Here is a 25,983-nt window from a genome sequence, read left to right as displayed (position 1 = left end):
ATTCAATATCCAAGCATATTGAATGCCTCAGAAATTCAGCGCAAGCAGCTCTCTTTTTTATGTCATGCAGCGCGCAGCAAGCCCGTGGGTTGGATGTACCCCAGCTTCCATGCCAGCAGCAGGCACAGGAACAGCACCACGGACAGCCCCACGCGCCAGGCCAGTGCGCGGGCCATGCGTTGGCTGCGCTGGGCATCGTTGGCGCCATCGTCGCCTTTGCGCAGCAGGAAGAACCCTGCCGCCGCCAGGCAGGCCAGGATCGCCAGAAAGAACAAAGCCACTGCGTATGTCATGCGGCCCATTATGGGGAGCTGCCCATGATGCGCAAGCGGGGCAACCTGTGGCGCTGGCTGGCCACCCTGGGCGGCATGCTGGGGGTGGGCGTGGCCATCGCGCTGGGGTTCTGGCAGCTGGACCGGGCGGCGCAAAAGCAGCAGCGGCACCTGGCGATGCAGGCCCAGGCCGCGGCGCAACCCCTGGATGCCACCGGCGTGCAGCAGGCACTGCAGGCCCAGGCTGGCGATGTGCAGGCGCTGCTGTACCGGCCGGTGGTGCTGCAAGGCCAGTGGCTGCCGGCGCACAGCATCTATCTGGACAACCGGCAGATGCAGGGACGCCCGGGATTTTATGTGTTCACCCCCCTGCAACTGGGCAGCGGCCAGGCCGTGCTGGTGCAGCGTGGCTGGATTGCGCGCAATTTCCAGGACCGGCAGGCCTTGCAGGCGGTGCAGACCCCAGCAGGCCCGGTGACGGTGCAGGGCTGGCTGGCCGGCCCACCCGCCCGCCTTTACGAGCTGGGCGATGCCCAGTCCAGCGATGCCCAGCACCCGCAGATACGGCAGAACCTGGACCTGGGGGCCTTCGCCCAGGCCAGTGGCCTGCCCCTGTGGCCCGTGACCGTGGTCCAGAGCGGTGCCGCCAGCGAAGGCCTGTTGCGCGCCTGGCCGCAGCCTGGCAGTGGTGTTGCCACCCACCACGGTTATGCCTTCCAATGGTTCGCCATCTCTGCCGTCCTGGCGGTGATGGTTCTGTGGTTTCAATGGCTGCGGCCATTGCGTAACGTCCAGGCTTCCCATGTCGCACAACCAGACTGATTTGCAGCCCCTGGGGCTGACCGTCCACAACCCACCCAGCATCCAGGCCTTGCGCGCGCAGGCCCATGACGCCCAACGCCAGCGCACGGGGCGCTGGAAGATGCTGGCCGTGCTGCTGGTCTGCGCCGCCCCGGTGGTGGCGTCCTATTTCACGTACTACGTGATCCGCCCTGAAGGGCGGCGCAATTTTGGTGAATTGATCGAACCGCAGCGCGCCCTGCCTGTCGGCCTGATGGCCCGCACCCTGCAGGGGCAGGAAGTGCCGCTGGCCCAGTTGCAGGGGCAGTGGCTGCTGCTCAGTACCGCGCCCGGTGCCTGTGATGCCGCGTGCGAGCAGCATTTGTACCTGCAGCGCCAACTGCGTGAGAGCCTGGGCCGCGACAAGGAGCGTGTCGACTGGGTGTGGCTGATCCAGGATGGCCAACGGCCGCCCGCGCGTTTGCAGGCGGCCTTGCAATCGGCCCAGGTGCTGCAGGTCGATGCTGCCGCCTTGGGCGCTTGGCTGCAGCCTGCCGCCGGGCACGCGCTGTCGGAACACCTGTATATGATTGACCCGCAAGGCCACTGGATGCTGCGCTTTCCAGCGGGCCTGCAGGCCGCCGACGCCGCCAAGGCCCGGCGCGATCTGGAGCGCTTGCTGCGGGCCTCGTCCTCGTGGGACCAGCCGGGACGCTGACATGGCGCAAACCCGGGCTTGCGGGGGGCCTTCGCCAGTCGGTTATGGTTGCGGCATGGACCGCCTGAATTTGTCGAAGATTGCCATGCACAGAAGAAATGCCTTGCAGACCCTGATCGCAGGGGCTTTTGCCACCGGGGCTGTCACCCTGCTTGCCGGGTGCAAGCCTGCGCCGATCAAGTTTGAGGGCGTGGACATCACCGGCGCCGAGTACGGCAAGGACTTTCCGTTGCCAGATGCTAAGGGCCAGCGCCGTTCCGTGAAGGATTTCGCCGGCCAGGTGGTGGTGGTGTTTTTTGGCTATACCCAGTGCCCGGATGTCTGCCCGACGACCCTGCAGGAGCTGGTGGAGGCCAAGGCCTTGCTGGGGGCGCAGGGCGAACGCCTGCAAGGGGTGTTTGTGTCGCTGGACCCGGACCGCGACACCCCCGAAGTGCTGCGCGCCTATGCTGAGGCCTTCGATCCCCGGATGGTGGCACTGACCGGCTCCAAGGACGACATCGCGGCCGTGGCCAAGGACTTCAAGGTTTTCTTCAAGAAGGTCGAGGGTCGCCAGCCAGGCAGCTATACGCTGGACCATTCGGCGGGCCTGTACCTCTACGATCCCCAGGGGCGTTTGCGCGTCTACCACCGCTATGGGCAGGGCGCGCAGGCGTTGGCCAAGGACGCCAAGGCTTTGCTGGATGAAACTGCAGCCGCCTAAGCCTTGCGCCCGCCGTGGGCTACCGGGTGCATGCCGCCGTTGCAACGCGTTTGCCCGTGTGATAGCGCATGCAAGTCAGGCTGGCTGCTGCACGGCGGTGGGCAGCCATCGGGCTGGCACATGAGCAATACCGGATTCGCCCCAGCATCTCACCCAGCGGCCCGTTCGGGCGGCACCGCCCCGGCGGTGGAGGAGGCGATGCTGAACGACTGGATGCTGGAGGCGTGGAATGCCGCGCCCGACGGCATCCTGTTGATTGATCCGCAGGGGCGCATTCTGGTGAGCAATTCCGCGATGGGCTTGATCTCGGGCTTTTCGGCCGAGGAGTTGCGCGGACAGTCGGTAGAAATTCTTCTGCCCGAAGCCTTGCATGCGCAGCACCGGGGGGATCTGCAACAGTTCTTCCAGCAGCCGCGCAGGCACAACATGGGGCAGGGGCGCATCCTGTGGCTGCAGCGCAAAGACCGGGTGCACATTCCTGTGGACATCGCCCTGGGCAGCTTCTTGCGCAAGGGGCAGCCCTTGGTGGCGGCTTTTGTGCGGGATGTCACCGACATGCGGCGCATGGAAGAGCGCATGCAGTACCAGGCCACGCACGACACGCTCACAGGCCTGGGCAACCGTTGGGTATTCCAGCAGCACTTGCAGGAGTGCATGCAGCAGGCCCAGGTCACGGGCGAGCCATCGGCCCTGCTTTTGCTGGACCTGGACAATTTCAAGGCCATCAATGATGGTTATGGCCACCCGGCAGGCGACCATGTGCTGCAGGAAGTGGCCAAGCGCCTGAAAGCGGTGCTGCGCAGCCAGGGCTGGCTGGCACGCCTGGGGGGCGACGAGTTTGCCGTGCTGTTGCCCCATGCCGATGCCGACGTTGCGGCCCAGTGGGCCGAACAGATCCTGCATGCCATGCAGGCGCCTTGTGCGTGGGGGCAGGTGCAACTCGAGTTTGGCACCAGCATCGGGGTGGGCCTCTCTCCGCTGGACGCACGCGATCCTCCCAGCTTGATGCGCTGTGCGGATATGGCGATGTACCGCGCCAAGGAACGCGGTCGCGGCAATTTTGTGTTCTATGAGGAAAGCATGGGACACGCCATGGCCGAGAAAGTGCTGTTGTCGGAGCGCCTGCGGCTGGCCCTGGGCTATGGCGGCATTCAGTTGCATTACCAACCCCAGATCGAAACGGCCACAGGCAAGGTCTGTGGTGTGGAAGCCCTGCTGCGCTGGACCGATCCTGTGCTGGGGGAGATCCCGCCGGATCGCTTCATTCCGGTCGCCGAGTCTTCGGGATTGATCTTGGGGCTTGGCAGCTACGTGCTGGATGCCGCATGCCGGCAGATCCGCGCATGGATGGACCACGAGCGTCCCGTGCGGGTGGCGATCAACCTTTCGCCCCAGCAACTGCGCCAGCACAACCTGGTGGACCAGGTGCGTGCGGCCCTGGTGCGGCACCAGGTACCAGCCCACTGGCTGGAGCTGGAAGTGACCGAGTCCCAGGCCATGCAGGACCCGGAGCATGCCTGCCGTGTGCTGGGAGAGCTGGCGGAGCTGGGGGTGGGGCTGGCGCTGGATGATTTTGGCAACGGGCATTCATCGCTGGCCTATTTGCAGTTCTTGCCGGTCCGTCGCTTGAAGCTGGGCAAGGATTTCATGCGTGCCGGTCGCCTGCGGGACAAGTTGCTGGGCGCCATGGTGCAGCTGTGCCATGCCCTGGAGCTGGACATGGTGGCCGAGGGGGTGGAGACCGAGGCCCAGCGGGCGCAACTGGAAAAGCTGGGGTGCCGGTGCTACCAGGGCTGGCTGTCGTCCAAGGCCATGAGCGCGTCACAGTTTGATGCCTGGCGTGTGCAGCACCTGTGAGTGAGCACCGCACGCACCGAGTGGACTGGCCAAAAAAAGCCGCCACAGAGGGACGGCTTGGCGATCCAGGGGGTGTGCGATTTACTGGTTGCTGATCTTCTGTTCCTTGATCAGGCGGCTGAGTTCCTGGGTGTCTTTCTGCACACGGTTGGCCAAACCTTCGGGCGAGGTGGCCACCATCTGCCAGCCCTGCTGAAACAGCTTTTCGCGCACTTCCGGGGTGCGAGCAATTTCTACCAGCATGCCAGCCAGCTTGGTGCGCAGGGCCTCAGGCATGCTGCGGGGGCCGCAAACGCATTCCAGATCTGCAGGTCAAAGTCTTTGATGCCTGCTTCCACCAGGCTGGGTACCCCGGGAGCCAGCGCGCTGCGCCCGCTGGACGTCACACCAATCAGCCGCAATTTGCCGGCTTGCGCCTGGGACAGTGCCAGCGCTGGTGGCAGCAGGGCCATCTGCAGCTGACCGCCCAGCATGGCGGTGGCAACCTGGGGGTAGCCGCTGTAGGGGATATGGATCGGGGCGATGCCGCTGCGGGCCTTGAGCAGTTCGGTGCCCAGATGGCCGATGGTGCCAATCCCCGGAGTGCCATAGCTCCACTTGTCACCGGCGGCGCGTGCAGCCGCAAAGAAGGCCTTGGCATCGACGTTCTTGGGCACACCAGCTTGCTCGACTGGCGCGGTCAGCACCAGCGGGGACACCCCGATGAGCGAGAGTGGAGCCAGATCCTTGAGCGGGTCGTAGGGGGCCGCAGGGTTGAGGATTTTGGCAATCGTCATGTTGCCGTTGATCATCAGGCCGATGGTGTGGTCGTCCTTGGCGCGGGCCACTTCGGCGGCACCAATGTTGCCACCTGCGCCCACCTTGTTTTCCACGATGACGGGTTGCCCCAGCAGCTTGGACAGAGGATCGGCAAAGGTGCGGGCGGTCAGGTCCGGCGAGGAGCCCCCCGGGAAGCCCACCACGATGCGCACGGGCTTGGATGGCCAGTCGGCAGCAAAGGCCAGATGGGTGCTGGCGGCTGCTACCAATGCGGTGCCTGCAGCCAGGACAGAACGTCGGGTGAAGGGGCGGAGAAAGTTCATGGTGGCGATGGATGCGGAGAAGCTGCGAGAAATCTATGGGCTTGGGTGGAAAAAACAAAACCCGGAAATTATCCGGGCTTGGTGGGGCTGTCATCTGGCCGGTGTAGGCCAGATGGTGCAGCAGCACATTCAGGCAAACTCAGTCAGCGCTTTTTTCATCTTTTTCATGGCCGCTACCTCGATCTGGCGAATGCGCTCGGCGCTCACGCCGTACTCGGCGGCCAGTTCGTGCAGGGTCATACCCCCGGAGCCATCGTCGTTGACCTTCAGCCAGCGTTCTTCCACGATACGGCGGCTGCGGGCATCCAGGCTGTCCAGCGCCTGGGCGATGCCGTCGGTGGCCAGCACATCGCGCTGGCGCGACTCGATCATCTGCGTGGGTTCGTGCGCAGCGTCGGACAGGTAGGCAATCGGGCCGAAGGCATGCTCGCCATCATCGCTGGGCGAAGGGTCCAGCAAGACGTCACCACCGGCCAGGCGTGTTTCCATCTCCATGACCTCTTCACGCTTGACGTTCAGTTTGGCGGCCATGGCGTCGATCTGCTGCTCGGTCAGCGTATCGCGCAGGGTCAGTTCGTCGTCCAGGGCGGCATCGGCCTGCATGCCTTGCTTCATGGAGCGCAGGTTGAAGAACAGCTTGCGCTGTGCCTTGGTGGTGGCCACCTTGACCATGCGCCAGTTCTTCAGAATGTATTCGTGGATCTCTGCCTTGATCCAGTGCATGGCATAGCTGACCAGGCGCACATTCTGTGCGGGGTCAAAGCGCTTGACGGCTTTCATCAAGCCGACGTTGCCTTCCTGGATCAGGTCGCCTTGGGGCAGGCCATAGCCCAGATACTGGCGCGAGATGGAGACCACCAGACGCAGGTGGGACATGATCAGGCGCCCGGCGGCATCCAGGTCGTTGTGTTCTTTGAGCTTGCGGGCGTAGTCCTGCTCTTCCTCTTGGGTGAGCATGGGCAGCCGGTTCACGGCCGTGATGTAGGCATCCAGATTGCCCAGAGGTGGCACCAAGGCCCAAGGATTTGCAGGTGCCAAGGCCGAAGCCGCAACGGTGCCGGTGGTATAGGTCATTGCAGTCATCCTTTCATCCATTGCTTCATGTTAGCACTCTCTGTGATTGAGTGCTAAGTCATAAGTTCCCAAGCTTTGGCGGCAGCGGGAAATAGCAGGCAGAGTAGCCGCACGGATGTGGAGGCCAAGGCATGCGGCCCTGCCGGTATGCTGGATCAGTGCCGGTGGTTGACGCGCCGCGACAGGAACTCGCCGGCGAACTGCACGATGGACACCAGCGCCACCAGGATCACGATGACTTCGAACATCACCAGGGTTTCATAGCGTTCGTAGCCGTAGCGGATGGCCAGGTCGCCCAGGCCACCAGCGCCCACGGCACCGGCCATGGCCGAGGCGTTGACCATGGCGATCACGCTCACCGTCATGCCGCCGATGATGCCGGGCAGGGCTTCGGGCAGCAGCACATGGCGCACGATGTGCCAGCGCTTGCAGCCCATGGCGCGTGCGGCTTCCACCAGGCCCGGATCCACATCGTTCAGGCTGACCTGGGCGATGCGGGCATAGAAGGGGATCAGATTGACCGACAGCGGCACCACGGCCGCCCAGGTGCCCAAGGTGGTGCCGACGATGCTGCGGGTGACAGGCAGCAAGGCCACCAGCAGGATGATGAAGGGAATGGCGCGAAAGATGTTCACCGTTACCGACAGCCCTTTGTAAAAGCGCGGCCGGGTGTACAGACCGCGCGGGCCGGTTATGGTGAGCACGATGGCGAGTAGCAGCCCCAGGCTGATGGCGATCAGCGAGGAGATACCCACCATCAACAGGGTTTCGGCAAAAGCCTGCAGGTATCTGTCAATCGGCGCGGACATAGCCCAGCAACTCCAGGTGGTCGGCGCCGGTGGAGTGGCGCAGTGCATCGAGGGAAGGCAGGCCGGTGGCTGGTGTGGACACCAGCAACTGACCCAGAGAATGGCCGCGCAACCGGTCCAGCCCGCCATGCAGCAAGGTGGCCTGGCTGCCCAGTGCGACCAGGGCCTGCAGCGGCAGGCCCTGGGGGCGCTGGGCGCCAGCAAAGCGCAGGCTGAGCACGGCGCGGTCGGCGCTGCTGGAGGGCTGGGGCAGCAGCTGGCGGGCCAGGTCGGGCGGCAGGCCTTGCTGCAATGGTTGCAGCAGCGCCTGGGTGGCGGCAGACTGCGGTGCACCGAAGACGCGCCAGACCTCGCCGATTTCCTGCACCTGGCCCTGGTCCAGCACCAGCACGCGGTCGCAGATGGCGCGGATCACGGCCATGTCGTGGGTGATCAGCACCACCGTCAGGTGCAGCTGGCGGTTGATGTCGCGCAGCAGGGACAGGATGGACTGCGTGGTTTCCGGGTCCAGCGCGCTGGTGGCTTCGTCGCACAGCAGCACTTCGGGCCCGTGCACCAGGGCGCGGGCAATGCCGACGCGCTGTTTCTGGCCGCCGGAGAGCTGGGCCGGGTAGGCATGGCCCTTGTCCGACAGGCCGACCAGGGCCAGCAGCTCGTCCACCCGGGCCTTGATGATGGCCGGGCGTTCGCCGGCCACACGCAGCGGCAGGGCCACGTTTTCGCGCACGGTCTTGGCGGACAGCAGGTTGAAGTGCTGGAAGATCATGCCGATGCGCCGGCGCAGCGCGACCAGGGCGTTTTCGTCCAGCTGCGCCGGGTCCACGCCATGGATCTGGACCCGGCCTTCGGATGGGGTCTCGAGCGCATTGATGGTGCGCAGCAGCGTCGATTTGCCGGCGCCGCTGCGGCCGATGATGCCGAATACCTCGCCATGGTGGATGTCAAAGTTCACGCCCGACAGCGCCTGGACCTGGCTGCTGCGGCCGGCGTAGGACTTGCCCACGCCGTCGAACACGATGTGCGGTGCCAGCTGCACCGGAGGAGGGAGGGTGGTCATGCAGTCGCTCAGAACGCCGGAATCAGCGTGCCTTCGTACTTGGTTTCGATGAAGCGGCGGATGGCCTCGGTCTGGAAGGACGCCACCAGGGCCTTGACCCAGGGCGCGTCCTGGTCCTTGCTGCGCACGGCAATGATGTTGACGTAGGGGTTGTGCTCGCGCTTTTCCACGGCGATGCCGTCGCGGGTGGCGATCAGGCCGACCTGGTAGGCAAAGGTGTTGATGACGGCGGTGGCATCCAGATCGGGCACCGAGCGGGCCAGCACGTTGGAGGCGGCTTCCACCAGCTGCAGCTGGCGCGGGTTGGCGGTGATGTCGGCCAGCCCTGCGGTGCCGGAGAAGGGGTCGAACCCGTCGCGCAGCTGGATCAGCCCCTGGTCGCGCAGGATAACCAGGGCGCGGGTCTGGTTGCTGGGGTCGTTGGGGATGCCCACGCGTGCCTTGGCCGGCAGATCCTGCAGGCGCTTGTGCTTGTGGGAGTAGAAGGCGATCGGGGCGATCAGGGTGTTGCCTGCGGAGACGATCTGGTAGCCGCGCTGGCGCACTTGGTCCTGCAGAAAGGGCAGGTGCTGGAAGGCATTGGCCTCCAGGTCGCCGTTGTTCAGTGCCTCATTGGGGCTGACGGCACCGCCCAGCACGACCAGTTGCACATCCAGGCCCTTGGCCTTGGCGGCCTTGGCCACTTCGGCCCACAGCTCTTCACCGATGCCGCCACGGATGCCCACGCGCACGCGCTGGGCGCCTGGGCGGAAGGAAGCTGCAGCCAGGTGGTGGCGCCGGCGCCCAGCAGGGCGGCCAGGGCGCCGCGGCGCGAAGTTCGGGAAAAATGGATCATGGAAGGCTCTCTCAGAACGCGGGGATCACCGAGCCCTGGTATTTCTGCAGGATGAACTGGCGCACCGGTTCGGAGTGGTAGGCGGCCACGAGCTGCTTGGCCCAAGGGGCGTCCTGGTCCTTGGCGCGCACGGCGATGAGGTTGGTATAGGGGTTACGCTCGCGCTTTTCCACGGCAATGCCGTCGCGGGTGGCGATCAGTCCCGCCTGGTAGGCAAAGCTGTTGACGATGGCGGCGGCGGCCAGATCGTCCAGCGAACGGGCCAGCACCACCGAGGCCACTTCCACCAGCTCCACCTTCTGGCGCAGCGCCGTCACATCGGCCAGGGAGGCGGTGCCGGTGAAGGGGTCGAAGCCGGGTTTGAGATCCAGCACCCCCTGGTCGCGCAGCACCACCAAGGCTCGGGTCTGGTTGCTGGGGTCGTTGGGAATGCCCACGCGCGCGCCGGCAGGCAGGTCGGCCAGGCGCTTGTATTTGCGGGAATAGAAGGCGATGGGCGAGATGTAGGTGTCACCCGCCGACACCAGCTGGTAGCCGCGCTGCTGGTTCTGGTCGCGCAGGAAAGGCTGGTGCTGGAAGGAGTTGGCTTCCAGGTCGCCGTTGTGCACGCCTTCGTTGGGGCTGACCGAGCCGCTGAGCACCACGGGCTTGACGTTCAGGCCGCGCTCCTTGGCGACCTTGGTCACCACTTCCCAGATCTCCTCGTCCACACCCCCGCGCACGCCCACGCGGATCAGGGCCGGCGTGGTGGCAGCCGCAGTGGCCAGGGCGGAGAAGGTGCCTGCGGCGGCCGGCAGCAGGAAGGCGGCAGAGGTGCGTAGAAAGTCGCGTTTGTTCATGGTGAAACCGGTCGGTGGGAGGAAGTAAAAGGCAGTATTCCGGGCCGCCGGGGCCCGGGCAACGAAGCTTTGCGGCTATGCAAATGCGCTTTGCGCATGAGGGCGAGGGGCGGTGCCGGCCAACATCTCAGGCAAGGCAATCAGCTCCAGCTGTGCGCCATGGGTGTGGCCATGCACCACAGGGCCCAGCAGGTGGGCCTGGGTGGTGTGCAGGCCGATGGCAAACGGGCCTTCACCCTGCAGGGCCAGCCGCTGCGCGGCCTCGGCACCGGCGCTGGCGGTTTCCAGCTTCAGCACGGTGCGGCCCAGTTGCAGGCTGGCAGCACCTTCGGCGGGGACCGGGACCTCCGCCAGACCCAGCAGGGCGCGGTAGCGTTCCAGCGTGGCAGCCACATCGTGCACGGCCACACGCAGCTCGGCCACGCCCTGCACGCCATTGGCGTGTTCGCGCACCGGGCCTTCGGGCACGCGCAGGGCGCGGGGCGTCACGTCGCCGCACAGGAAAGGCAGATCGGGCGTGGCAGGACGTGCGTTCTGCCAGCGCAGTTCCACCCCGTCGGGGCGCAGCCGCCCGCCATCCACCGGGGGCTGGTAGGCCAGGCCGCGCGACAGCGCCTGCGCCACCACCTGGGGGGTGGTGCCGGGCAGCAGCGCAAAGTCGACGATGCCGGGGCCGAAGCGGCTGAGCTTGGGCCACCAGGGATGGGTTGCTTCTGGGGCCTTCCAGGCGATCAGCTCGAAGTAGGAGCCGTCCTGGAACACCACCAGCGCGTTGTGGGTGGCGCGGCCCGGGTGGTCGCCGCCCGAGGTGACGGTGAATCCCAGGTTGCGGTAGTCATGGATGGCGCTGTGCAGATCGTGCACGGCAATCACGATGTGGTCCAAAGGCAGTGACATGGGGGGCTTTCTCGAAGGAGGGAAAGCGCCAGCATCGGGTTTTCAGGGGCCGCGCACAAATGCGAAAAATGCGCTTGCTTATGCGTCCGACGCCACCGAATTCATATCTGTTTCGTGCATATCTAAGCGTGAAAACATAGCTTCAAAAAAGCGAGTGCACTTCCTAGCATGCATGGCAGCTGGAGAGGGGTTTTGCCTTCCCAGTTCTTGCATTACAGCGCCGCAATGGCATGAAGGATGGATGGTCTCGTGCAGAAACACAGCAAAAGCAAACGTCAAGGGTGGTGGCTGGCAGCCATGGTGGCAGGGGTCTGGATGGCCGGCTGCTCGCAGCAAACCGGCACGGAGACCGCCGCACAGCAGGGCGTCCCCGTGCAGGGCGGGGAACTGGTCTATCTGGAGCAGCAGGCGCACACCAATCTGTATCCCCCAGCGGGTGGCTTCTATCCGAATGGCGGGGTGCTCAACCAGATCACGGACAAGCTGACCTACCAGGACCCAAAGACGCTGGAAATCCAGCCCTGGATTGCCGAGTCCTGGAGCATCAACGACAACGCCACGGCGTTCACGTTCAAGCTGCGCGCCGGTGTGACGTTCTCCGACGGCACCCCGCTGGATGCGGCGGCCGTGGCCAAGAACTTCGACACCTATGGCCTGGGCAACAAGTCCCTGAAGCTGCCGGTGTCCGAAGTGATCAACAACTACGAACGCAGCGAGGTGGTCGATCCGCTGACCGTGAAGTTCTACTTCAGCAAGCCGTCGCCCGGCTTCCTGCAGGGCACGTCGGTGATCGGCTCCGGCCTGGTGTCGCTGTCCACGCTGGAGCGGCCCTTCGAAGAGCTGGGTGATGCCACGCGCATCATCGGCTCGGGCCCCTTCGTGGTGGAGCGCGAGACCTTGGGCAAGGAACTGCTACTCAAAGCACGGGCTGATTACAACTGGGGCCCGGCCCGGCATGCGCACCAGGGGCGTGCACGCCTGGACAGCATCCGCTTCGTGGTGACCCCCGAAGACAGTGTGCGCATCGGCGCCCTGCTGTCGGGGCAGGCCGGCCTGATCCGCCAGGTGCAGGCCTATGACGAAAAGCGTGTGCAGGAACAGGGCTTTCAGATCTACGCACCTTCGACGCGTGGCGTGAACAACAGCGTCGCCTTCCGTCCGGACAATCCGCTGGTGGCGGACCTGCGGGTGCGCCAGGCGCTGCTGCACGGCACGAACACGGCCGAGGTGGTGCAGACCCTGTTTTCCGCGAACTATCCACAGGCCACCTCGGTCGTGGCCAAGTCGGCGGCTGGCTATGTGGATCTGGCGTCGGAGCTGCGGTTCGATCCCGAGAAAGCCCAACGCCTGCTCGACGAAGCCGGCTGGACCCTGGGCAGCCAGGGCCTGCGCCAGAAGGACGGGCAGGACTTGGTGCTGACCGCCTACGAGGCGCTGCCACAGCCACAGAACAAGGAAACCCTGCAACTGGTGGCCCAGCAATGGGGCAAGCTGGGTGTCAAGCTGAATGTGCTGGCCGGGGATGCCGGCAGCCGTGCCGTGGACAACCTGGATCCGACCAAGACGCCGGTGACACCCGGCATGGTGGGGCGTGCCGATGCGGATGTGATCAAGAGCTACTTCTACCCGAGCAACCGCAATGCGCTGCTGCAAAAGGGCGGCGTGAGCCAGAAGGTCCACAGCTTTGTGGACGACAAGCTCAATGGCCTGCTGGATGCGATTGCCGCGGAAACCGACACCACCCGGCGTCTGCAACTGGCTGGTGAGGTGCAGCGCTACCTGATCGCGCAGGCCTATGTGATTCCGATCTTCGAGGAGCCGCAGGCCTTCGCAGGGGCCACCTGGGTGCAGGACGTGGGCTTTGAGGCCGTGGGCCGTCCCAGCTTCTACGCCACCTGGCTGAGCAAGCGTTGAAGGTGACACCCATGGTGCAACAAACCATTTCCCGCCGCACAGGGCTGCTGCTGGCAGCCGTAGCCGCAGGTCTGTGGCTGTCCGGTTGCTCGCCCCAGAGCGGCACGGCGGATGCGCCAGCGCAGTCCGGCGTGCCAATCCAGGGCGTCACCCTGGTGTACCTGGAGCAACAGGCCCACACCAGCCTCTACCCACCGGCCGGCGGTTTCTACCCCAACGGCGGCATCCTGAACCAGATCACCGACAAGCTGACCTACCAGAACCCCACAACGCTGGAGATTGAGCCCTGGATTGCCGAGTCCTGGACGGTCAACGATGAAGCGACCGAATACAGCTTCCGGCTGCGCCAGGGCGTGACCTTCTCGGACGGCACACCGCTGGATGCGGCCGCCGTGGCCAAGAACTTCGACACCTTCGGGCTGGGCAACAAGGCGCTCAAGCATTCGGTGTCCGAGGTCATCAACAATTACCAGCGCAGCGAGGTGGTGGATGCGCACACGGTCAGGTTCTACTTCAGCCAGCCATCGCCGGGCTTCCTGCAGGCCACGTCGGTGATCGGCTCGGGCCTGGTGTCGGTGGCCACGCTGGCCCTACCGCTGGATGAGCTGGGGGATGCGACCAAGGTGATTGGCTCCGGTCCTTTCGTCGTGGCCAGCGAGACCTTGGGCAAGGAGTTGCACCTGGTGGCGCGCCAGGACTATGCCTGGGGCCCTGCCAAGCTGGCCCACCAGGGGCGCGCACGGCTGGATGGCATACAGATCGTGGTGGCACCCGAGGACGGGGTGCGCATCGGCGCACTGCTGGCCGGGCAGGCGGGGTTCATTCGCCAGATCCAGGCCTACGACGAAAAGCGGGTGCAGGACCAGCAGTTCCTCATCTACGCTTCCTCCACCCGCGGTGTGAACGACAGCCTGGCCTTCCGCCCCGACAACCCCCTGGTGGCGGATGTGCGCGTGCGCAAGGCCCTGCTGCACGCCACCGATGCGCGGCAGATCGTGCAGACGCTGTTCTCGGCCCACTATCCGCAGGCCACTGGCGTGATCGTGTCCACGGCGGCGGGCTATGTGGACCTGTCGGACAAGCTGAAGTTCAATCCCGAGCAGGCGAAGGCCCTGCTGGATGACGCAGGCTGGAAGCCCGGCACCATCGGCATCCGCGAAAAGGACGGCCAGCCCCTGGTGCTGACCACCTACGAGTCGCTGAACTATCTGCAGAACAAGGAAGTGCTGCAGTTGGTGGCCCAGCAATGGGCGCAGGTGGGCGTCCGGCTCAACGTGCTGGCGGGCGATCTGGGCAGCAAGACGCTGGACAGCCTGGACCCGCTCAAGACACCGCTGATCCCGGCCATGGTCGGTCGCGCCGATCCGGATGTGATCAAGAGCAACTACTACCCCACCAACCGCAACCTGCTGCTGCAAAAGGGCGGCGTGAGCCAGAAGGTCCACAGCTTTGTGGATGACAAGCTCAACGGCCTGCTGGACGCGATCGCCCGGGAGCCGGTGGTGTCCCGCCGGCTGGCGCTGACGCGCGAGGTGCAGCACTACCTGGTCGACCAGGCCTATGTGATTCCCTTGTTCGAGGAGCCTCAGGTGTTTGCGGGTGCCCCCTGGGTCAAGGAGGTGGCGTTCGAGGCGGTGGGTCGGCCCAGCTTCTATACCACTTGGCTGGACAAGCACTGAGGGCTTCGCATGACGACTTCCTATCTGTGGCGGCGCATCGGTCAGGCCCTGCTGGTGCTGTGGGCCGCCTTCACCACCTCGTTCGTGTTGTTGCAGCTGATGCCCGGCGATGCTGTCCTGATCAAGTTCCTCAACCCGGACCTGGGCCTGGGGCCGGAGCAGATTGCCGAGATCCAGGCCGCCTACGGCACGGACCAACCTGCCTGGCGCCAGTACCTGCATACGTTGGGCCAGTTTCTGACGGGGAATTTCGGCTATTCGCTGCAGGCCGGGGTGCCCGTCCGTGAAGGTCTGGCCACCAACCTGCCCCCCACCTTGCGCCTGGCCACGCTGGGCTTGGCGGCGGCGCTGTTGCTGGCCCTGGGCTTGGCCCTGGCGGCCAGTGTGGTGCGCGTTCGGGCGGTGCGGGCGCTGCTGCAGTCGCTGCCTTCGCTGTTCGTGTCCATCCCCGTGTTCTGGCTGGGGATCATGCTGATCCAGTGGGTGTCCTTCCGCCTGGGGTGGGTGCCGGTGATCAACCCCGGCCCCTGGCAGGGACTGATCCTGCCGACGCTGACACTGGCCGTGCCCATCTCGGCACCGCTGGCGCAGATCCTGATGCGCAACCTGGACGCCGCCATGGCCCAGCCCTATGTGGCCGTGGCGCGGGCCAAGGGGGCGTCGCAGCTGCACGTGCTGCTGCGCCATGCCGCCCGCAATGCCCTGTTGCCCGTGCTGACCATGGCCGGGGTGCTGTTTGGCGAGTTGCTGGCCGGTGCCGTGGTGACCGAGGCGGTGTTTGGCCTCAACGGCCTGGGCAGCCTGACCCAGCAGGCCGTGGGCAACCAGGACACCGCCGTCCTGCAAGCCGTGGTCATGGTCTCGGCCGCGGCCTTTGTAACGATCAATCTGATCGTGGATCTGCTCTATCCATGGCTGGATCCACGGCTTCGCTATGCAGCAGGAGGCTGACGCGATGAATGCACTCACACACAACGAAGGGGTGGCGCTGCAGCTGCCGCCACAACCGGTGGGCGCCGCCCCACAGCACCAGGGGTTAAGCGCCCCCCCGCAGGCGGCACCACGCGCCCAGCGCCGGGGTTGGCAGGTGCTGCGGCGGCAACTGGCACGTGCGCCCCTGGGGCTGTGGCTGGCCTGGGGCGTGGTGGCGCTGGTGCTGCTGTGGGCCATCGTGCCCGGCTGGTTCAGCAGCCATGACCCGCTGGTCGGCCAGGCGGGCCAGCAACTGCGTGCACCGCATGCCGGCCACTGGCTGGGGACCGATGCGCTGGGGCGCGATGTCTGGGCGCGTGTCGTCCATGGTTCCGTGCACTCGCTGTCGGGGGCCCTGGTGGCCGTGGGCGTGGGCCTGCTGGTGGGCACCACCCTGGGCTTGCTGGCCGGGGCCGTGGGCGGCCGCACGGACGATGTCCTGATGCGCCTGGTCGATGTCCTGCTGGCGGTGCCGTCCCTGCTGCTGTCCTTGGCCATCATCATCGTGCTGGGCTTCGGCACCGTGAATGCCGCGATTGCCGTGGGGGTGGCCTCTGTGGCCTGCTTTGCGCGGCTGGTGCGCTCGGAAGTCGTTCGGGTGCGCAGGACCGAGTATGTCGAGGCCGCGTTTGGCAGTGGCGGGCGCTTCCGTGCCGTGCTGTGGCGGCATGTCCTGCCCAATTCGCTGACCTCGGTGGTGGCATTGGCAGCATTGCAGTTCGGCTCGGCCATCCTGGCCATCGCCACGCTGGGCTTCCTGGGCTATGGCGCACCGCCGCCCACGCCGGAATGGGGGCTGCTGATTGCCGAAGGGCGCAACTACCTGTCCACAGCCTGGTGGCTGACCACGGTGCCGGGGCTGGTGGTGGTGGCGGTGGTGCTGGCGGTCAACCGCATCAGTGTGTCGCTGGCAGGGGGGCAGTCATGAGTGCCTGGCAATTTTGGCGGCAGCGTTGGCTGCGCACGGCCGGGCTGCCGCTCGTGGCGCCCACCACGGCAACGGCCCCAGCGGTGCTGCCGGATGCCGTGTTGGAGATCGACCAGCTGCGCATCGCCTACCGGGAGGCCGACCAGTTGCGCCAGGTGGTGCACGGTGTGTCGCTGACGGTGCGGCCCGGCGAGGTGGTGGCCCTGGTGGGCGAGTCGGGCTCGGGCAAGTCCACCACCTCCCAGGCGGCGATTGGCCTGCTGCCCGGCAACGGCCAGGTGGTCGGGGGGCACATCCGCCTGCTGGGCCAGGATGTGACCCGGGCGGATGAGGCGCAGTGGCGCAGCCTGCGGGGCCGGGTGGTGAGCCTGGTGCCGCAGGACCCCACAGCCTCGCTGAACCCGGTGCGCACCATTGGCGCCCAGGTGGCCGAGGTGCTGCAGCTGCACGGCTGGCGCGATGCCGTGGCCGTGGAAAAACAGGTGGTGGAGCTGCTGCGCAAGGTGGGCCTGACGCGGCCCGAGCTGCGCTACCGCCAGTACCCGCACGAGCTGTCGGGGGGCATGAAGCAGCGCGTGCTGATCGCCATGGCGGTGGCGCTGAAGCCCGCGCTGATCATTGCCGACGAGCCGACCAGCGCTTTGGACGTGACCGTGCAGCGCCGCATCCTGGATCTGATCGACACCCTGCGCCGCGAAACGGGCACGGCCGTGCTGCTGGTGACCCACGACCTGGGGGTGGCCGCTGACCGTGCGCACCGCATCGTCGTGCTGCGCCATGGTCAGGTCCAGGAGGCTGGCGAGACCTTGCAGGTGCTGCGCCAGCCGCACAGCGCCTATGCGCGCCAGTTGCTGGCCGATGCGCCGGCCTTGTCCGCGCAGCCCGTCCGTGCGCCCCTGGTGGACGATGGGGGGCAGGACTTGGCGGTGCAGGTGCAGGGCCTGCGCCAGCAGTTCAGGGTGCCGGGCCAGGAGGAACCGTTCCTGGCCGTTGATGGCGTGTCCTTCCAGGCGCGGCGTGGCAGCACGCACGCGATCGTGGGGGAGTCCGGGTCGGGCAAGACCACCACCATCCGTGCGCTGGTGGGCCTGCTGCGGCCGACGGCAGGCCAGATCCAGATCGCCGGCACGGATGTCACAGCCTTGCGCGGTGAGGCCCTGCGCCAGTTCCGGCGCAAGGTGCAACTGGTCTACCAGAACCCTTTCGCGTCGCTGGACCCACGCCAGACGGTGTTCGACATTGTCGAAGAGCCGCTGCGCAACTTCGACCGGCTGCCGGCCGCTGCGCGCCACCAGCGGGTGCAGGACACGTTGGCGCGGGTCGGCCTGGCTGCAGAGCTGCAGGGGCGCCGGCCGCATGCCCTGTCCGGGGGGCAGCGCCAGCGGGTGGCGATTGCCCGGGCCCTGGTGCTGCAGCCCGAGGTGCTGGTGCTGGATGAAGCCGTGTCCGCCCTCGATGTGACCGTGCAGGCGCAGATCCTGCGGCTGCTGGAAGCCCTGCAGCAGCAATTGCAACTGACCTATGTATTTGTCACGCACGACCTGTCGGTGGTGCGCCAGATCGCCCACACCGTCTCCGTGCTGCAGCACGGCAAGGTGGTGGAGCAGGGCACGGTGGAGCAGGTTTTCCTGCAGCCACGCAGCCATTACACCCGTGAACTGATCGCTGCCATTCCCGGCACAAGGAGTATCGATTTTGTCCAATCTCACACCACCAACGAAGAAACGCTTGGGCTACTTCAGCCGCTTGCTGGATGACGTGCCCGCGGGCGAGCGCTATCGCCTGGTGACCGAGCAGATCGTCCATGCCGAGGCATTGGGCTTTGACTCGGCCTGGGTCGCGCAGCACCATTTCCATGAAAACGAAGGCGGCCTGCCATCCCCGCTGGTGTTCCTGGCACACGTGGCCCAGCGTGCGCAGCGCATCCGTCTGGGCACCGGGGTGGTGACGCTGACCATGGAGAACGCCATCCGTGTCGCCGAAGACACCGCCGTGCTGGACCTGCTGTCCGGTGGACGACTGGAAATCGGCCTGGGCACCGGGGGCACGGCCGAGTCGTTCGAGGCCTTCGGCGTGGCCAGCCAGGACCGTGGCGCCGTCTACGGCCGCAACCTGGAGGTGCTGCGGGCCGCATGGCGTGGCGATGCGCTGCAGGGCGGTGTGCGGGTCTATCCGACAGCCGCCCATCTGCTGCAGCGCGTCTGGCAGGCCACCTTCTCGGTGGAGGGCGGCCAGCGTGCCGGGGCTGCCGGGGAAGGGCTGATGCTGTCGCGCACCCAGCCACGTCCCGCGGCGACGCCGGACCTGTCGCTGTCGGACATTCAGAACCCCATCATCGATGCCTACCTGGCAGCCTTGCCCGCAGGGCAGGCGCCGCGCATCCTGGGCTCGCGGACCCTGTTCGTGGCCGATCGCCGCGATGACGCGCTGCGCTGGGCCGAAACCGGTTTGCGCCGCTTGGCGGTGCGCCATGCCAAGCCGGTGGCCGGACCCTTTCCGCGCGTTGACCCGGCGGCGCCGCTGGAGGCTCTGATCAAGGCCTATGACGTGCACCTGGGCACGCCGGACGAGGTCATCGCCTCGCTGCAGGCCGACACGGCCCTGGCGCGCACGACGGACCTGGTGTTCCAGGTGCATTCCATCGATCCCCCGCACGCGGCCATCCTGCGTTCGCTGGAGCTGACGGCCCGGCACGTGGCCCCCGCCCTGGGCTGGAGCGCCCCCGGCACCACCACCGCCCCGGTCGCTGCCCCGGCGGCCATTTCCGAGCTGCAACCCGCCTGAACCCAGGAGTATTCCCATGACCGAACTGTCGCAAGCGAAGCCCACCCTGCCCGGGGTGCCCCTGGAACAGGTGGATGTGATCGATTTTCTGGCAGGCATCGCCCCCGGTGACTGGCTGGACCAGCTGCGCCGTGCACGCCCTGAAACACGGGCCCAGGCGCAGAGAAGCCACGAGGCCTTGTTTACCCCCACGGCCCCGGTTGCCGGGCAGGTGAGCCGTGCCGAACGCCATGCCGTGGCCGCCTTCGTGTCCCTGCTGCACCAGCAGGCCGAGGCTGCAGACTGGCACCTGCAACTGCTGCAGGAGCTGTCGCCCCACTGGTTCGAGGCCGTGCGCCATGCAGCGGCTGCAGGTGCCACGCAAGGCCCGTACGGGCACTTTCCGGCCGGACCGCTGACGGCCGAGGACCAGGACGGCACCGCGCTGCAGCTGTCGCAGGCACTGCGTGCGGTGCTGGGCGAGCGCTTGCATGCCGCCTTGCTGCACGCGCATTTCCTGGTGTTCCACCCCCGTGATGCTGAACCGCAGCGCGTGCGGGCCCTGGAAGCCGCCGGCTGGCAGGCCGACGATATCGTCGTGCTGTCGCAACTGGTGGCGTTCCTGAGCTTTCAGCTGCGTGTGGTCGATGGTCTGCGCGTGCTGGCCGCCGGCTGGCAGGTCGAGCCAGGGCCCGCCGTGCGTCGCACGGCGTCGCAGCAGGGTGCTGCTGCAGCGGTTGCCACTCCGGTGCCGGGTGCGGAGCCCGTGGTGTTCACCCAGGCCGAGCTGCAGTGGCAGCCCTGGCTGGCGCCGCTGGATGAAGGGGCGCTGACGCCCCGCCACCTGGACGGGCTGGTGGATGCGTCGCGTGCCAAATCCCCGTACTTCCGCCTGCTGGCGCGCGACCCGGACACGCTGGGCGCACGCACCCGCACCGACAAGGACATCTTCTACAACCCCGCGGCGGGTCTGCCCAGGGCCGAGCGTGAGCTGGCGGCGGCCGCCACCTCGCGCTACAACGGGTGCATCTACTGCGCGTCCGTGCATGCGCGCTTTGCCAGCCACTTCTCGCACCGCAAGGACGATGTGCAGCGCCTGCTGGATGAGGGCGTGCAGGCCGATCTGGGCGCGCGCTGGAATGCGATCGTGGACGCCAGCGTGGCGCTGACGGCCACGCCGCAGCGCCTGGAGGTCGCGCACGTGGCGGCCTTGCGCGCCCAGGGCCTGGATGCCCAGGCGGCGGCAGACCTGGTGCATGCGGCAGCCTTCTTCAATTGGGCCAACCGGCTGATGCTGTCGCTGGGCGCACCGCGCTATTGAGCTGTGGGCGAAAGGGCGTGCCGCGCGGGGGGCAGTCCTCCTCCCGCCGGCCGTCCTGGGGCTGTGCAAGCGGGCGCGCTCCCAGGACGGCGTTAAGCAAAAACAAATCTGGGGTTTCCAGAATGCGGGCAGTCCTTGGAGGAGTGCCCATGTCTCTCGTTTCGATGCCCGATCCCCCCCCGCCATCCACCCGCTTGCGCCCTGGGCGGCGCCGCATCGTGCAGGTGCTGCGCCTGGCTGCGCTGGCTGGGGCACTGCTGCTGATCCTGGCGCTGGATTGCGAGTTCTACCGTGCGATGGCCGGGGACAGCGTGCTGCGTTTTGATGGCTCCGCCTTGTGCACGCTGGTGGCGACTGCGGGGTGGAACCTGGTGGGGTGTTCGGGCTGAACGGTGCCGACAGGTGGTGGCGTGGCACACGGTTTCGAAGAGAATGGGACTCCTGCCCCTCGTGATGCCACGTTATGCGCCTGATGATTGTTGAAGATGACAGCCTGCTTGGTGACGCCCTGGCACAGGGGCTGCGCCAGCGCGGCCATGCCGTCGACTGGTTCCAGCATGGCGCCGCAGCCGATGCCGCGCTGGCCGGCGCCCCCTTCGATGCCGTGGTGCTGGACCTGGGGTTGCCGGGGCGCGATGGCATGGAGTGGCTGCAGCGCTGGCGCCAGTCGGGCCTGCAACTGCCGATCCTGGTACTCACCGCGCGCGATGCGGTGGAGCAGCGCATCGCCGGGCTGGACGCCGGGGCCGACGACTACCTGGTCAAGCCCATCACGCAGGACGAGCTGGCCGCGCGGCTGCGGGCCCTGACGCGCCGCACCGCAGGGCACACCCAGGCCGTCTGGCAGCACGGGGAGCTGGCCTACGATCCCGCCGCCAAGGCCGTGCACTGGCGTGGGGCTCCCGTGGCGCTGACGGGGCGTGAGCTGGCCGTGCTCGAGGCCTTGCTGGCCCAGCCCCAGCGGGTGCTGTCGCGTTCGCACCTGCTGGAAAAGCTGTACGACTGGAGTGGCACAGAGCCCGAGAGCAATTCGCTGGAGGTGCACATCCACCACCTGCGGCGCAAGATCGACCCCGGCATCGTGCGCACCGTCCGGGGGGTGGGCTACGCCCTGGGGGCCTGCGGGGTGGCGCCATGAGCTTGCAGCGCCGCCTGTTGCTGTATCTGCTGGTCTGTGCGCCCCTGGTCTGGGGTGTGGCCCTCTATTTCTCGGTCCGTGAGGCCCGGCACGAAGTCAATGAGCTGTTTGACACCCAGCTGGTGCGCTTGGCGCAGCAGGTGCAGGCCACGCTGGGGCAGGGCTACCCGCAACCTGATACCACCCCGCTGTTGCCCATGACGGCCATCGGGGGCCAGGCCAGCGGGGATGCCGATGTGCGCGATCTGGCCGTGACGGTGTGGGATGTACATGGGCACCTGGCACTGGCCGATCGCGATGGCATGGCCTTGCCATTTCGTGGGCAGACCACCGGGTTCACGAACCTGGAGGTGCAGGGCAAGCCCTGGCGGCTGTACTACCTGTCGTCCAGCGATGGCCAGTGGCAGGTCGCTGCGGGCCAGAGTCTGTACGAGCGCGATGAGCTGGTCTATGGCCTGACGCTGGCCCAGGTCGTGCCCTGGCTGCTGGTGCTGCCTGTGCTGCTGGTGGTCATGGCCTGGGCGGTCCGCCGGGCGCTGGCGCCCATGCACCGACTGACCGATGAACTGGCCACCCGCGATGCCCAAGACCTGCATCCCATGCCGGAGGACGATGCCCCGACCGAGCTGCGTCCGCTGCTGGGGGCCATGAATGGCCTGTTCGTGCGCATCCAGCAACTGCTGCAGCGCGAGCGCCGCTTTACGGCCGATGCCGCGCACGAACTACGCACCCCGCTGGCGGTGCTGCGTGCACAGTGGGATGTGGTGCGCCAGGCCAGCACGCCGGCCGAGCGGCGGCTGGCCGAGAACAAGCTCAGTGCTGGCCTGGATCGCATGGAGCGCCTGGTCACGCAGATGCTGGCGCTGTCGAGGGCCGAGTCCGGGGTCATCCCCGACATGGAGACCGAAATCGACTGGCAGGCCATCGTCGAGCAGACCATGGGCGATTGCCTGGCCCTGGCCACGCGCCGGCACATTGAGCTGGCCTGCGAGTGGCCGTCGCCCGGGGGGCATCCGCTGCCCATGCTTGGCAATCCCCATTTGCTGACCGTGCTGCTGCGCAACCTGCTGGACAACGCCGTGCGCTATGCCCCGCAAGGCAGTGCGGTGGTGTTGCGCTTTGGCCGTGAGCACCTGGAGGTGGACAACGACGGTCCCCCGCTGCCCCCCGAGCAACTGGAACGCCTGGGCGAGCGCTTTTACCGGCCCGATGGCCAACCCGATGGCGGCAGCGGCCTGGGCATTTCCATCGTGCGGCGCATTGCCCAGCTGCATGGCCTGGAGCTGCGCATGGGCACCCGCGACGATGGCCAGGGTGTGCGCGCCAGGATGCAGTTTGATGCCGCCCACCGCTGAGTCCTGGCCGGCAGCCCCGGTTCAGCGCGGCTTGATCTTGTCGAGCAGGCTGCGGATTTCCTCGCGCCGGCCTGCATCGGCGATCTGCCGCCCCTGGCGCCCTGGCGCCTGCAGCGCGCGCTCCAGGTAGGGGATGGCCTGATCGGGCTGCTTGGTTTCCACCAGGTACTCGCCATAGAAGAAGTTGGGATCGATGCCCTTGGGGTTGAGGCTCAGGGCCTTTTGCAGCAGCTCCTTGGCCTTGGCCTTGTCGCCAAAGCCCACCGGCCAGCCTGGCACCTTGTAATACAGCACCCCCAGACTGTTGTAGGCCGAGCCTTCCAGCGCATCCCCGTTGATGGCAATCGCCGCCTCGTACAGGGCCTTGGCCTGCTTGGCCAGTCCGAGTGCCCCCAGGCCGCCTTTTTCACCGGCCAGCGAGCTGACGATGATGCCTTCCCAGACCAGGGGTTCGGGTTGTCCGGGGTGGGCGGCACTGACCTTGTGCGCCTTGGCAGCCAACGCCTCGAAGCGTTGGCTGCGTTCGGGTGCGGGGGCCTGGTAGCGGATGCTTTCCCAGTCGTGCTGCAGCTCGGCGACGGCGTCGTCCGCCGGTGCCGCCTGGGCGTGGTGGGGCAGCAGGCCGGTGAGGGTGGCGCTGGCCGTCAGCAGGCCGATGGCCAGCAACTGGCGGCGGTGTGGTGTCAGGGGGGGCAGGGCTTGGGGGGCGAAGGGCATGGTCGGACTCCTTGCAGGTGCGTGGGGGGAGGGGCAGGTGTCAAAGTTCCTGGGCGCGCAGCGAGTGCGCGTCCCGGGGCGGGCTGGTGAAGTCGACCACCGGGCTCAGTGCCAGGGGGGGCGGCAGTTCCAGCGGGTCCAGGCTGCGCCGGTGGGTGGCAAAGGCGCCATCCAGCAGTGACGGCGCCAGACCGTTGAGGCGCACCGCCAGGGCCTCGGGGAAGCCCAGGAAGCGCTCGGCCTCGCCGCGCTCCAGCAGGCGCAGCAGGGCCTGGGCAACGGTGTCGACATCGTCCATGGCCGTGCGGGTGGCCTGGTTGTAGCGCTGGGCGGCCTCGCTGTTGAATGCGGTGCGGGTGCTGCGCGGGCCCAGGTACTGGACCTGCACCGTGCTGTCGGCCACCTCGCGGCGCAGGGCTTCGGCAAAGCCGCGCAGCCCGAACTTGCTGGCGCTGTAGACGCTGTAGCCGGGCAGGCCCAGGCGTCCCAGGACCGAGCCTATGCACACCACGCGTGCCTGCGCCTGCTGGCGCAGGTGGGGCATCAGGGCCTGGGTGAGCAGCATGGGCGAAAACAGGTTCAGGTACATCACCTGCGCCATGGTGTTGGCATCGAAGGACTCGAAGCGGCCAAAGGCCGGCATGCCCGCCCCGTGCACCAGCACGTTGCACTGCCATTCGGCGGCCACCTGGGCCAGCGGCGCCAGGCTGGTCACGCGGGTCAGGTCGGTGGCATACCACTCGACCCGCTCGCGCGGCACGCCGCCTTCGCGCACCAGGGCTCGGGCCTGCGCTGCCAGACGCGCCGGCGAGCGGCCGGTCAGCATCACGCTGGCACCGGCCTGCACCAGGCGCTGGGCGCAGGCCGAGCCAATGCCCCCACTGGCGCCAGTGAGCAAGACCTTGCAGTCGCTGATTTTCATGCCGGCACCTCGCTGGTTGTGGCGGCCTGGGGCAGGGGCAGGCTGCGGAACACATCGCCGTACAGGCGGTAAAACGCCTTGGCCGCATGCACGATGGCCTCCTGGTCCTCGCGGGCTTGCACCTGGTCCATCAGCAACGCGAAATGGGCGGTGTGCTCCTGGTCCAGCGTGCCGTGCGAGCGCAGGTAGCTGAAGGCCGCGTCCGGCAGGCCCAGCGGCTGCTGGATCTGCTCGGCGGCCATCAGCGCGATGGCCACGCTGGTGCCTTCCAGCACATGCACCATGCCAAAGAAACCCAACGGGTTGCGACGGGCGATGGTGTCATAGGCATAGGCCACCATCACTTCCGTGGCATGCCCCGGAGGTCCGTGGCGCACGGCTTCGGCGTCGCCGCCACTGGCGCGGATGTCGTCCAGGATCCACAGCTCGTGCCCCTGCTCCTCTTCGATGTATTCGTCCAGGGGGGCGTGCAGCCAGGCGTTGCGGGCCGGCAGGGCCTGCTGGCAGGCCTGCAGCAGCGGCACGGTGTGGCGCACATGGTGGAAAGCTTCGCGCAAGAAGGCCTGGTAGCTGGGCAGGGAGACCTGGCCCTGCAGGCAGCCCTGGATGATGGGGGTGCCCAGCAGGCCGGCACGGTCGGGGGCGGTCTCGGTGGCCAGGCGTTGGTAAAAGCTCATGACGATTTCCTCAGGTGGGACAAATGGGGGGAGGGGCCTTTAGGCGCCGCGGGCTTCCAGGCCCAGCGCGCTGGCATGGACGTGGCGCACGACCTCGCGCCGGGGTCGGCCGTTTGCGGTGGCCATGCCGAATTCGCTGGTGAAGGGGGCTTGCCCCCGGCACCAGTGGTGGATCTGGGCGTAGTCGGGCAGCGTCAGGTTGGCAGCATCAATCGCGGCCTGCAGCTGCGCATTGCTGGTGGCCGGTGTCACCGGCCAGAGCACGGCGCTCAGGAAGGGCTGGCCGTCGCCCAGCACCACCGCCTGGGCAATCGCGGCTTCGTTGCCCAGCGCGGTTTCCACCCATTCGGGGGCGACATTGCGCCCGAAGGCGGTGATCAGCACATGCTTTTTGCGCCCGTCCACATGCAGGAAGCCGTCGGCGTCCAGGCGCCCCAGGTCCCCGGTGGGCCACCAGAGGCCCACGGGCGTGGCCTGTCCCAGGTAGCCGCTGAACAGGCTGCCCGCCACCTCGATCTCGCCATCGGCGGCGATGCGCAGCTGCGCGTGCGGCAGCGCAGCCCCGGCGCTGCCGGGCCGGTCACGCCCGGGCAGGTTCAGGGTCTGGACCGAGGCGCCTTCCGACAGGCCGTAGCCTTCGTAGGCCGGGATGCCAGGCCCGGCGCGGCCAGCAC

25 protein-coding genes and 2 pseudogenes are annotated in these 25,983 nt (G+C 67.1%); 15 read left to right on the top strand and 12 right to left on the bottom strand.

The features are described from left to right. Positions 1-62 precede the first annotated feature (62 nt). Positions 63-293, bottom strand: a complete 231-nt coding sequence (locus tag SJH88_RS07170) for a twin transmembrane helix small protein (protein WP_155895360.1) — start codon at positions 291-293, stop codon at positions 63-65. A 24-nt stretch (positions 294-317) separates the two neighbouring features. Here SJH88_RS07170 and SJH88_RS07165 point away from each other — a divergent pair, with 24 nt between their 5' ends. The 4 genes from SJH88_RS07165 to SJH88_RS07150 all read left to right on the top strand — a co-directional run bounded on the left by SJH88_RS07165 (position 318) and on the right by SJH88_RS07150 (position 4,330). After that, a complete protein-coding gene (locus SJH88_RS07165; RefSeq protein ID WP_331699410.1) occupies positions 318-1,094 on the top strand; it encodes an SURF1 family protein in 777 nt (258 codons plus the stop codon). Further along, positions 1,075-1,770, top strand: a complete 696-nt coding sequence (locus SJH88_RS07160) for a hypothetical protein (RefSeq protein WP_274754035.1) — start codon at positions 1,075-1,077, stop codon at positions 1,768-1,770. The genes SJH88_RS07165 and SJH88_RS07160 overlap by 20 nt, the downstream gene beginning before the upstream one ends. 85 nt (positions 1,771-1,855) lie before the next feature. Next, the gene (locus tag SJH88_RS07155) at positions 1,856-2,473 is read left to right on the top strand and encodes an SCO family protein (RefSeq protein WP_183303047.1); all 618 of its coding nucleotides are present in this window, start codon (positions 1,856-1,858) and stop codon (positions 2,471-2,473) included. 120 nt (positions 2,474-2,593) lie between these two features. Beyond that, positions 2,594-4,330, top strand: coding sequence for a putative bifunctional diguanylate cyclase/phosphodiesterase (locus SJH88_RS07150; RefSeq protein ID WP_274754034.1), 1,737 nt, complete (start codon positions 2,594-2,596; stop codon positions 4,328-4,330). 81 nt (positions 4,331-4,411) lie between these two features. On the opposite strand, the pseudogene SJH88_RS07145 reads toward SJH88_RS07150, so the two are convergent. From SJH88_RS07145 to SJH88_RS07115, 7 genes and pseudogenes are all read right to left on the bottom strand, one after another. Next, a pseudogene (locus SJH88_RS07145) lies at positions 4,412-5,412 on the bottom strand (Bug family tripartite tricarboxylate transporter substrate binding protein). Positions 5,413-5,541: 129 nt separating this feature from the next. Next, positions 5,542-6,486 (bottom strand): RNA polymerase sigma factor RpoH, encoded by a 945-nt coding sequence (gene rpoH / locus SJH88_RS07140; protein ID WP_042414991.1) that lies wholly within the window; start codon positions 6,484-6,486, stop codon positions 5,542-5,544. Between the two features lie 155 nt (positions 6,487-6,641). Further along, the gene (locus SJH88_RS07135) at positions 6,642-7,295 is read right to left on the bottom strand and encodes a methionine ABC transporter permease (RefSeq protein ID WP_274754033.1); all 654 of its coding nucleotides are present in this window, start codon (positions 7,293-7,295) and stop codon (positions 6,642-6,644) included. Continuing rightward, positions 7,279-8,352 carry a methionine ABC transporter ATP-binding protein gene (locus SJH88_RS07130; protein ID WP_274754032.1) on the bottom strand — a complete coding sequence of 358 codons (1,074 nt, stop codon included), beginning with the start codon at positions 8,350-8,352 and terminating at the stop codon, positions 7,279-7,281. The genes SJH88_RS07135 and SJH88_RS07130 overlap by 17 nt, the downstream gene beginning before the upstream one ends. Positions 8,353-8,360: 8 nt before the next feature. After that, positions 8,361-9,119, bottom strand: a complete 759-nt coding sequence (locus SJH88_RS07125; protein WP_420921725.1) for a MetQ/NlpA family ABC transporter substrate-binding protein — start codon at positions 9,117-9,119, stop codon at positions 8,361-8,363. 79 nt (positions 9,120-9,198) lie between these two features. After that, a complete protein-coding gene (locus tag SJH88_RS07120) occupies positions 9,199-10,026 on the bottom strand; it encodes a MetQ/NlpA family ABC transporter substrate-binding protein (protein ID WP_234686829.1) in 828 nt (275 codons plus the stop codon). 75 nt (positions 10,027-10,101) lie between these two features. After that, a complete protein-coding gene (locus SJH88_RS07115) occupies positions 10,102-10,923 on the bottom strand; it encodes a VOC family protein (RefSeq protein ID WP_274754031.1) in 822 nt (273 codons plus the stop codon). Between the two features lie 297 nt (positions 10,924-11,220). Here SJH88_RS07115 and SJH88_RS07110 point away from each other — a divergent pair, with 297 nt between their 5' ends. The 11 genes and pseudogenes from SJH88_RS07110 to SJH88_RS07060 all read left to right on the top strand — a co-directional run bounded on the left by SJH88_RS07110 (position 11,221) and on the right by SJH88_RS07060 (position 22,993). Further along, a complete protein-coding gene (locus tag SJH88_RS07110; RefSeq protein ID WP_239223921.1) occupies positions 11,221-12,837 on the top strand; it encodes a TIGR04028 family ABC transporter substrate-binding protein in 1,617 nt (538 codons plus the stop codon). A gap of 11 nt (positions 12,838-12,848) precedes the next feature. Continuing rightward, positions 12,849-14,516, top strand: a complete 1,668-nt coding sequence (locus SJH88_RS07105) for a TIGR04028 family ABC transporter substrate-binding protein (protein WP_274754030.1) — start codon at positions 12,849-12,851, stop codon at positions 14,514-14,516. Between the two features lie 9 nt (positions 14,517-14,525). Further along, positions 14,526-15,467 carry an ABC transporter permease gene (locus SJH88_RS07100; protein WP_234686825.1) on the top strand — a complete coding sequence of 314 codons (942 nt, stop codon included), beginning with the start codon at positions 14,526-14,528 and terminating at the stop codon, positions 15,465-15,467. A gap of 4 nt (positions 15,468-15,471) precedes the next feature. Continuing rightward, a complete protein-coding gene (locus SJH88_RS07095; RefSeq protein ID WP_083215382.1) occupies positions 15,472-16,416 on the top strand; it encodes an ABC transporter permease in 945 nt (314 codons plus the stop codon). Then, entirely contained in the window at positions 16,413-18,173 is a 1,761-nt protein-coding gene (locus SJH88_RS07090) for a dipeptide ABC transporter ATP-binding protein (RefSeq protein WP_274754029.1), read from the top strand. The genes SJH88_RS07095 and SJH88_RS07090 overlap by 4 nt, the downstream gene beginning before the upstream one ends. Further along, complete coding sequence (locus SJH88_RS07085; RefSeq protein WP_274754028.1) at positions 18,112-19,200, top strand: putative FMN-dependent luciferase-like monooxygenase; 1,089 nt, start codon at positions 18,112-18,114, stop codon at positions 19,198-19,200. The genes SJH88_RS07090 and SJH88_RS07085 overlap by 62 nt, the downstream gene beginning before the upstream one ends. Positions 19,201-19,216: 16 nt before the next feature. Next, positions 19,217-19,783: pseudogene (locus tag SJH88_RS07080) on the top strand (CMD domain protein); the annotation flags it as partial. A 144-nt stretch (positions 19,784-19,927) separates the two neighbouring features. Further along, the gene (locus tag SJH88_RS07075; protein ID WP_197022614.1) at positions 19,928-20,500 is read left to right on the top strand and encodes an alkylhydroperoxidase domain protein; all 573 of its coding nucleotides are present in this window, start codon (positions 19,928-19,930) and stop codon (positions 20,498-20,500) included. Positions 20,501-20,649: 149 nt separating this feature from the next. Further along, positions 20,650-20,889: a hypothetical protein gene (locus SJH88_RS07070; protein ID WP_154164837.1), complete on the top strand. Its 240-nt coding sequence runs from the start codon at positions 20,650-20,652 to the stop codon at positions 20,887-20,889. 74 nt (positions 20,890-20,963) lie between these two features. Continuing rightward, on the top strand, positions 20,964-21,638 hold the full coding sequence (locus tag SJH88_RS07065; protein WP_043381211.1) for a response regulator: 675 nt from the start codon (positions 20,964-20,966) through the stop codon (positions 21,636-21,638). Beyond that, entirely contained in the window at positions 21,635-22,993 is a 1,359-nt protein-coding gene (locus SJH88_RS07060) for an ATP-binding protein (RefSeq protein ID WP_274754026.1), read from the top strand. Before SJH88_RS07065 ends, SJH88_RS07060 begins: the two co-directional genes overlap by 4 nt. A gap of 21 nt (positions 22,994-23,014) precedes the next feature. Here SJH88_RS07060 and SJH88_RS07055 read toward each other — a convergent pair whose 3' ends face one another. The 4 genes from SJH88_RS07055 to SJH88_RS07040 form a co-directional block, all read right to left on the bottom strand. Further along, positions 23,015-23,710, bottom strand: coding sequence for a tetratricopeptide repeat protein (locus tag SJH88_RS07055; protein ID WP_274754025.1), 696 nt, complete (start codon positions 23,708-23,710; stop codon positions 23,015-23,017). Between the two features lie 40 nt (positions 23,711-23,750). Continuing rightward, the gene (locus tag SJH88_RS07050) at positions 23,751-24,632 is read right to left on the bottom strand and encodes an SDR family oxidoreductase (protein WP_274754024.1); all 882 of its coding nucleotides are present in this window, start codon (positions 24,630-24,632) and stop codon (positions 23,751-23,753) included. Further along, positions 24,629-25,309 (bottom strand): iron-containing redox enzyme family protein, encoded by a 681-nt coding sequence (locus tag SJH88_RS07045; RefSeq protein ID WP_274754023.1) that lies wholly within the window; start codon positions 25,307-25,309, stop codon positions 24,629-24,631. The genes SJH88_RS07050 and SJH88_RS07045 overlap by 4 nt, the downstream gene beginning before the upstream one ends. A 39-nt stretch (positions 25,310-25,348) precedes the next feature. After that, a partial coding sequence (locus SJH88_RS07040; RefSeq protein ID WP_274754022.1) for an acyl-CoA synthetase family protein occupies positions 25,349-25,983 on the bottom strand: 635 nt, incomplete at its 5' end.

This window comes from Comamonas sp. GCA5, from assembly GCF_036541385.1.
GTDB classification, from domain to species: Bacteria; Pseudomonadota; Gammaproteobacteria; order Burkholderiales; family Burkholderiaceae_C; genus Comamonas; species Comamonas aquatica.
This window is presented reverse-complemented; position numbering and strand designations above follow the sequence as displayed.

Bases quoted from the DNA above. Each gene is read 5' to 3' on its own strand.
- SJH88_RS07170 (WP_155895360.1), bottom strand. From the start codon at position 293: ATGACATACGCAGTGGCTTTGTTCTTTCTGGCGATCCTGGCCTGCCTG.
- SJH88_RS07165 (WP_331699410.1), top strand. From the start codon at position 318: ATGATGCGCAAGCGGGGCAACCTGTGGCGCTGGCTGGCCACCCTGGGC.
- SJH88_RS07160 (WP_274754035.1), top strand. From the start codon at position 1,075: ATGTCGCACAACCAGACTGATTTGCAGCCCCTGGGGCTGACCGTCCAC.
- SJH88_RS07155 (WP_183303047.1), top strand. From the start codon at position 1,856: ATGCACAGAAGAAATGCCTTGCAGACCCTGATCGCAGGGGCTTTTGCC.
- SJH88_RS07150 (WP_274754034.1), top strand. From the start codon at position 2,594: ATGAGCAATACCGGATTCGCCCCAGCATCTCACCCAGCGGCCCGTTCG.
- rpoH (WP_042414991.1), bottom strand. From the start codon at position 6,486: ATGACCTATACCACCGGCACCGTTGCGGCTTCGGCCTTGGCACCTGCA.
- SJH88_RS07135 (WP_274754033.1), bottom strand. From the start codon at position 7,295: ATGTCCGCGCCGATTGACAGATACCTGCAGGCTTTTGCCGAAACCCTG.
- SJH88_RS07130 (WP_274754032.1), bottom strand. From the start codon at position 8,352: ATGACCACCCTCCCTCCTCCGGTGCAGCTGGCACCGCACATCGTGTTC.
- SJH88_RS07120 (WP_234686829.1), bottom strand. From the start codon at position 10,026: ATGAACAAACGCGACTTTCTACGCACCTCTGCCGCCTTCCTGCTGCCG.
- SJH88_RS07115 (WP_274754031.1), bottom strand. From the start codon at position 10,923: ATGTCACTGCCTTTGGACCACATCGTGATTGCCGTGCACGATCTGCAC.
- SJH88_RS07110 (WP_239223921.1), top strand. From the start codon at position 11,221: ATGGTGGCAGGGGTCTGGATGGCCGGCTGCTCGCAGCAAACCGGCACG.
- SJH88_RS07105 (WP_274754030.1), top strand. From the start codon at position 12,849: ATGGTGCAACAAACCATTTCCCGCCGCACAGGGCTGCTGCTGGCAGCC.
- SJH88_RS07100 (WP_234686825.1), top strand. From the start codon at position 14,526: ATGACGACTTCCTATCTGTGGCGGCGCATCGGTCAGGCCCTGCTGGTG.
- SJH88_RS07095 (WP_083215382.1), top strand. From the start codon at position 15,472: ATGAATGCACTCACACACAACGAAGGGGTGGCGCTGCAGCTGCCGCCA.
- SJH88_RS07090 (WP_274754029.1), top strand. From the start codon at position 16,413: ATGAGTGCCTGGCAATTTTGGCGGCAGCGTTGGCTGCGCACGGCCGGG.
- SJH88_RS07070 (WP_154164837.1), top strand. From the start codon at position 20,650: ATGTCTCTCGTTTCGATGCCCGATCCCCCCCCGCCATCCACCCGCTTG.
- SJH88_RS07065 (WP_043381211.1), top strand. From the start codon at position 20,964: ATGCGCCTGATGATTGTTGAAGATGACAGCCTGCTTGGTGACGCCCTG.
- SJH88_RS07060 (WP_274754026.1), top strand. From the start codon at position 21,635: ATGAGCTTGCAGCGCCGCCTGTTGCTGTATCTGCTGGTCTGTGCGCCC.
- SJH88_RS07055 (WP_274754025.1), bottom strand. From the start codon at position 23,710: ATGCCCTTCGCCCCCCAAGCCCTGCCCCCCCTGACACCACACCGCCGC.
- SJH88_RS07050 (WP_274754024.1), bottom strand. From the start codon at position 24,632: ATGAAAATCAGCGACTGCAAGGTCTTGCTCACTGGCGCCAGTGGGGGC.
- SJH88_RS07045 (WP_274754023.1), bottom strand. From the start codon at position 25,309: ATGAGCTTTTACCAACGCCTGGCCACCGAGACCGCCCCCGACCGTGCC.